The organism is uncultured Mucilaginibacter sp., assembly GCF_903913935.1.
Taxonomy (GTDB): domain Bacteria; phylum Bacteroidota; class Bacteroidia; order Sphingobacteriales; family Sphingobacteriaceae; genus Mucilaginibacter.
Genome location: NZ_CAIWNH010000345.1, coordinates 1 through 5805, shown reverse-complemented (window position 1 = coordinate 5805; position 5805 = coordinate 1). Strand labels below are relative to the sequence as shown.

Below are 5805 nucleotides of genomic sequence, written 5' to 3'. Positions count from 1 at the left end.
ACAAGGAAAAATAGATCAAAATAGGAGGAGTTTAATATTGGCTGCCTGTTTTGTTCAGTTGTTAAATTGCCGTCGTCAATTCAGCTGATAGTTGCACGGCTTGCAGCTATAAGCAAGCTAATGAATGTAGCATCATTGTTATACACAATTCAAAAAAACAGTAGCGTTTTTGAGCAAATTGGTTGATATTTGATTTAATCAGACGGTGTGCTGATCTTAGAACCAATTGTCAATTCTTCAGGAAGGTAACCACTTATATTATGGAAAAATCGCGTCGAATTTTTATCAAACAGGCTGCATTGGCAGGGACCGGTGTATTGCTTGCAAAAACCGGATGGAGTGCTGCAAGCTATAAACGCATTATCGGGGCGAACGATAGGGTGCGGGTAGGCGTTGTAGGGTTTAGCGACAGGCATAAAAGCTCCCATATTCCCAGCTTTATGAATCATTACAAGGAGCTTAACTTTGAAGTGGTTGCGGTATCCGATATCTGGAGCAAACGCCGTGAAGAAGGCGCTGCCATTTGGAAGGCCAAAATGCAGAATGAGGTAAGGGCCTTCCGCAATAACGAAGAATTGTATGACAGTAAATCAGTGGACGCTGTTTTTATCAGTACTGCCGATTTTCAACATGCGCGGCATGCCATTGAGGCGGTAAAGGCTGGCTGCGATGCCTATGTAGAAAAGCCATTTGCCGAAACTATGGAGGATAACCGTGCCGCGCTGAAAGCGATTAAAGAATCAGGCAAGATCGTCCAGATCGGCTCCCAGCGCAGGAGCGGTGCCAACTACCATGCGGCTAATGACTTTATTCGCTCAGGTAAATTTGGCCCGATCACTATGGTTGAACTCACCTGGAACGTTAACCAGCCCGGCCGCTGGCGCAGGCCTGAACTTTTAGGCTCCCTAAAACAAGAAGATACCGACTGGAAGCGCTGGATCATGAACCGGCCGTATGAAGCATTTGACCCGCGTAAATATTTAGAGTTTCGTCTTTTCTGGCCGTATTCATCCGGTTTGCCAGGGCAGTGGATGAGCCACCAAATTGATACCGTACATTGGTTTAGCGGGCTAAAACATCCGCGCAGCGTGGCCGCCAACGGCGGTATTTACATGTGGAAGGATGGCCGCCGTAACTGGGATACCATAACGGCGGTATTTGACTATGGTCCTTTGGATGATCCTTCCACCGGTTTCCAGGTAACTTTTGCTTCGCGGATGCATAATGGCGATGAGAACCCCTCCGAGATCTACTATTCAAACGGGGGGGAGTTGAACCTGATCACCAATAAAGTATCGCCAACCGGGGGGCTTTCCGAAAAAATGGCGGCAGCCATGGGCATGAAGGCCAACCTGCTGCCGGAGATCGACCTGACCAATACCGAAAAAGTGGTGGCTTCGGCCAATACAGGCGGCGATGTACTTACCTCCAACCATGTACGCAACTGGATGGAATGTGTGCGCAGCCGCAACGAACCCCATGCACCGGTTGAAGCTGGGTATAGCCATTCCATCGCTAATATCATGACCAACGCTGCCGTGCATACCGGTTTCAAAGCCACCTTTGATGAGGCAACACAGGAAGTAATGGCAAATGGCAAAGTATTTAAATATTAGTTAGCGTCAGGAATCAGGAAAGGTTGGTTACGCCCTGAATTTTATTCTTTATCTTGACTCCTGGTTCTTGATTCCCGACTCTCAAAAAACTATTTGTATGATGATCTTTAGGTGGATGAGTTTTGCTGCCGCGATGATGTTGATCGCATCATCATCATTTGCTCAAAAAAAGGAAGTGGTTAAAGTGATCAAATCAAGCTCAGAAAACAGGGTAGATATCCTGATTGGCGGCCAGCCTTTTACTAGTTTGCTATACCCGGATAGTTTAGAAAAACCCGTTTTATATCCTATCCATGCTGCTAATGGCACAGTGGTTACGCGTGGTTTCCCGCTGGAGTCCCGGCCTGGGGAGCCAACCGACCATCCGCACCACATCGGCCTCTGGTTTAATTTTGAGAATGTAAATGGGCTCGATTTCTGGAACAACTCCTACGCTATCCCCGCTAATAAGAAGAGCCTGTATGGCTGGGTCCGGACTGATCGTATCATCGAAACAAAAAGCGGAAGTACCGGTATATTGGCTTACCACGCCAATTGGGTTAACCAAAAAAAGCAGGTGTTGATGGAAGAAACTACCCGCTTTGAATTCAGCGGAAGCGCGAACCAGCGCATTATTGACCGTTTTACCACTTTGAATGCCGATACGGATATCGCTTTTAACGATGCAAAAGATGGAATGCTGGGCCTGCGGCTGGCGCATGAGCTGCAGATCCCTACTAATGAAGACCAGCAGTTTACCGATAATAAAGGCAATGTAACAATGGTAAAAGGGGGTACAGACCATATCGCCAATGGCAACTACCTGACCAGTGCGGGCAAAACCGGTAACGATGCCTGGAGCACCCGCGGCGTTTGGTGCAAAGTGTTTGGTAAAATGGGGGCCGACTCGGTGGGTATCGTAATCATCGATCACCCTAAAAACCCCAATTACCCTACCTTCTGGCATGCGCGCGGCTATGGTTTATTTGCAGCCAACCCGCTTGGCGAGAAGGTTTTTACCAATGGTAAATCTTCACTCAACCTGAAACTAAAAAAAGGAGAATCGGTAACCTTCAGATACCGCATCGTGATCAGCAGCGGTGATAAAACCATCAGCACTGCCGGATTAAATAAGATGGCAACTGAGTTTGCTGGAAAATAAGAGTGGCTGTACGCCGCCCGCATGATCAGCGGAGAATATGATTTAGTTTGCTTTGGGGGAGGACCCTCCAAATCCTCCCCCAAAAAAAACCGGGCCCCTTTTACAGTGACCCGGTTTACACAAAACAATACAGAAATAGAACTTTTTACTTAGGGGACAAAAACCCAGTAAATGAGGCAACAAATTGCGCCGCCGATGATGAGCAGGATGATACCGTTCAGCCGTTTTTTCTTCAGGAAGCAGAGCATTACCAGCCCGGTTAGCGATACCAGCGTTAAAAATACCGCAGATACGTCGATCAGCCAGCTCCAGCCGGTGCCGCTGTCGCGGCCCTTGTGCAGGTCGTTAAGTACGGCCACCACACCAAGGCGCAGTTCGCTCAGCTGAAATTTGCCGTCCTTGCGGCTGATGAAGGCGTCAGCGCTGTAGCCGGGTCCTTTAAAGGACACGGAACACTGGTCGTCCTGGATGATAAAATCGCTCACATAACCTTTAATGCCATAGTTTTTGCGCAGCAGCTCCACAATTTCCAGCTTTTTGATCTGTGTGGTGTCCCGTACTTTTACCCAGGCGGCAGGCACTGCACCCTTGTGCTTTTTTTCAACCTGTTTGCCATCGAACCATTCGGCATGGTTTAAGGTAAGACCGGTTACGGCGAAGAAAAGCACCACCACGAAGCTGAGCATCGATAAATAAATATGCAGCCAGCGCGAAAAAGTGATCGTGCCTTTCTTCCAAACAGACTTCGGCTTTTTTGCTTCTTTTGCAGCTTTGTTTTGTACCGGGTTATTCGTTTCCATCAGTCTTTTTGCGGTAATCAAATGATGCCGAGGCAACTTCAGCATTGCCAGCCAGGTCAATATGCTGTGGTTTTTTCGGGTTAAAATCCTGGGTTAGCAGGTGGTAGCCGGCGTGTTCGCGGGCCGATTCAATATTGATGGTATAGGTGCCCGGTTTTACCAGGTTTCCTTTATCATCCCTGCCGTCCCATTTGAGCGTATATTTACCCGGCGACCGTGTAGCGCTGGTTGTTGAGCTGACGCTGGCACTGCCTGCTGAATAGCTGTCGTAAAAAGCCGCATACCAGGCAGGTAATTCGTTCAACCATCTTGGTTTATTGTACCAAAGCGCAATCTGCCTTACCGGTTTTTTATCCGCGTCAACTACCCAAACGGCTACAAAGGGGCGGTGTACCCGCATACCTTCCATGGTAGCCAGCTCCAGGCTGATGGCCAGTTCGTAATTGGGATCCCATGTTTTATCACCGGCACCTGCGGTTGTTTTTGTAAGGACAGGCTTTTCTTCGGGCAATAATGCTTTTTTCCAACCCGCGCTTTCAAATTTTTGACCATCAGCAGTGATCAGCATATATTCAGCGCCCGGTACTTTGGCTACCAGCTTTTTGCCCTCCTCAGGGCTCAGCACACTTAACGCGGTGGCTAATGCCCCGGCATCGGTAGCTTTATCTGCGATAACGGTTGAGCTGATCACCTCACCAGCCGGTATCCCGGTGCGCGGGTCAACAATATGCGAATACCATTTACCATTTATCAATTCGCCGCGGCGGTAATTGCCGCTGGTGGCAATAGTTTTATTGGCTACCTGCACCCGGGCAACCGGCGGATCATTTTCAGCATCTGCCTTCGGGTTGCTTACCTGCACCTGTTCGGTATGCTGCCCGCGCACTAAAATATCGCCACCGATATTGATCACCAGGCCGTTTACGCCTGCTGTTGCCATCGCTACGTTAGCGGCCTTGTTCATGATATAACTTTTCGCAAAGGAGTTCAGGATCAGCGGCGCATCATCCAGCCGCTGCGCGGTGTGGTTTTGTGCATTTAATATATAATGCTGTTGTTGTACCATTTGCACTGCATTTGCAATCTCATCGGATGAAGGCAGGCGGTTTTGTTTGGCCGCATTGCGCCATACCTTCGTAATGGTTTCCGCCGAGGCATCCAGCGCGCCATTGCTTTTAATGCGCCATTGCTCAAAAAGAGATAATACTTCATAAAGCTCTGATGAAACAACCACCGGTTTTTTGTCAGCTTTCATCCACCTGCTGAATTCGCTCGATGGGTTGTAACCGCTCAGGATCATATTCAGCCTGTCCACCTCGGCCAATGCAGCGTTTTCCGCTTTTGATGCGTTTGGCTCCGTGTTCGCTGCAATTTTTATTTCCATTGAGGTGCCCAGCACGTTCTCATAGTCAGAAACGTACAGCTTATTCGTTTTACGCGTGGGAAAAGCGGCGCTGCCCATCACCAGGAGCAGTAATACTGCGCCGGATAATAATGTGATTGGTTTTTTTAACATCTCGGAATTTAATTTTAAATAGTTATATCATCAACCTTTAACGTCGTTTTGTGTTTTACCTGCAGTAACATTTACGATACAGATTATCCTCCATTGATCATGTCAGACACCACCCCTTTGTGGCCTTTCCTTTCACCCAAAACAACCCCGGCGAGATGAATAAAAATAAAACCCAGGATCAGGTACATGTTAAACTCGTGGATATCCCTCAAAAAATGCAAGTTTTTAAGTGCCGCAATATCATCCCTGAACGCCAGTCCCAGCCCGGTAAGCACCATCACCAGCAACAAAACATAAAATAATGCATATGACGTTTTAACCAGCATTTCGTTACGGGATGCAATCCGGTTTTCCTGCCTTAGTTGAAATGCTGCTTTTGCAGCCCTGATCTTCCGGAGAAGTTTTTTATCAGCTACTTCAAAAAATTCGAGCAGGATGCGGAATAAAAATAATGCCGCCAGCGCATAGCCAAAATACGTGTGTACTGCCCATACTTTATCGCTAAGGGCAAAAGCCACAGGTTTCGCCTGGTCTTCCGATATTTTCACCCCGTTTTCACCCAGTTTTTCTGCAATAAAGCCGGCGTTTGTCCAGGGTTTTAACACGGTGGAGTTAACCAGCACTGTTAATAATGAGCCGGCGATCACCAGAGCGTTTAGCCAGTGCCATATGCGCATTCCTGAAGCGTATTTTTTGGTACGGCTTGTATCAACTGATGTAGTTACTGCGGTT

5 protein-coding genes are annotated in these 5805 nt (G+C 47.9%); 2 read left to right on the top strand and 3 right to left on the bottom strand.

Going from position 1 to position 5805, the window contains the following annotated elements; all coding sequences use genetic code 11:
* Positions 1–260 precede the first annotated feature (260 nt).
* Both QZY09_RS13560 and QZY09_RS13555 read left to right on the top strand, forming a co-directional pair.
* Complete coding sequence (locus tag QZY09_RS13560; protein ID WP_295673200.1) at positions 261–1616, top strand: Gfo/Idh/MocA family oxidoreductase; 1356 nt, start codon at positions 261–263, stop codon at positions 1614–1616.
* Between the two features lie 97 nt (positions 1617–1713).
* The gene (locus QZY09_RS13555) at positions 1714–2757 is read left to right on the top strand and encodes a PmoA family protein (protein WP_295673198.1); all 1044 of its coding nucleotides are present in this window, start codon (positions 1714–1716) and stop codon (positions 2755–2757) included.
* 149 nt (positions 2758–2906) lie between these two features.
* Here the strand turns inward: QZY09_RS13555 and QZY09_RS13550 are convergent, their stop codons facing one another.
* The 3 genes from QZY09_RS13550 to QZY09_RS13540 form a co-directional block, all read right to left on the bottom strand.
* Positions 2907–3557, bottom strand: a complete 651-nt coding sequence (locus QZY09_RS13550) for a PepSY-associated TM helix domain-containing protein (RefSeq protein ID WP_295673196.1) — start codon at positions 3555–3557, stop codon at positions 2907–2909.
* Positions 3544–5073 carry a DUF2271 domain-containing protein gene (locus QZY09_RS13545; protein ID WP_295673194.1) on the bottom strand — a complete coding sequence of 510 codons (1530 nt, stop codon included), beginning with the start codon at positions 5071–5073 and terminating at the stop codon, positions 3544–3546. Before QZY09_RS13545 ends, QZY09_RS13550 begins: the two co-directional genes overlap by 14 nt.
* Positions 5074–5156: 83 nt before the next feature.
* On the bottom strand, positions 5157–5805 hold a 649-nt coding region (locus tag QZY09_RS13540), incomplete at its 5' end, for a cytochrome b/b6 domain-containing protein (RefSeq protein ID WP_295673192.1).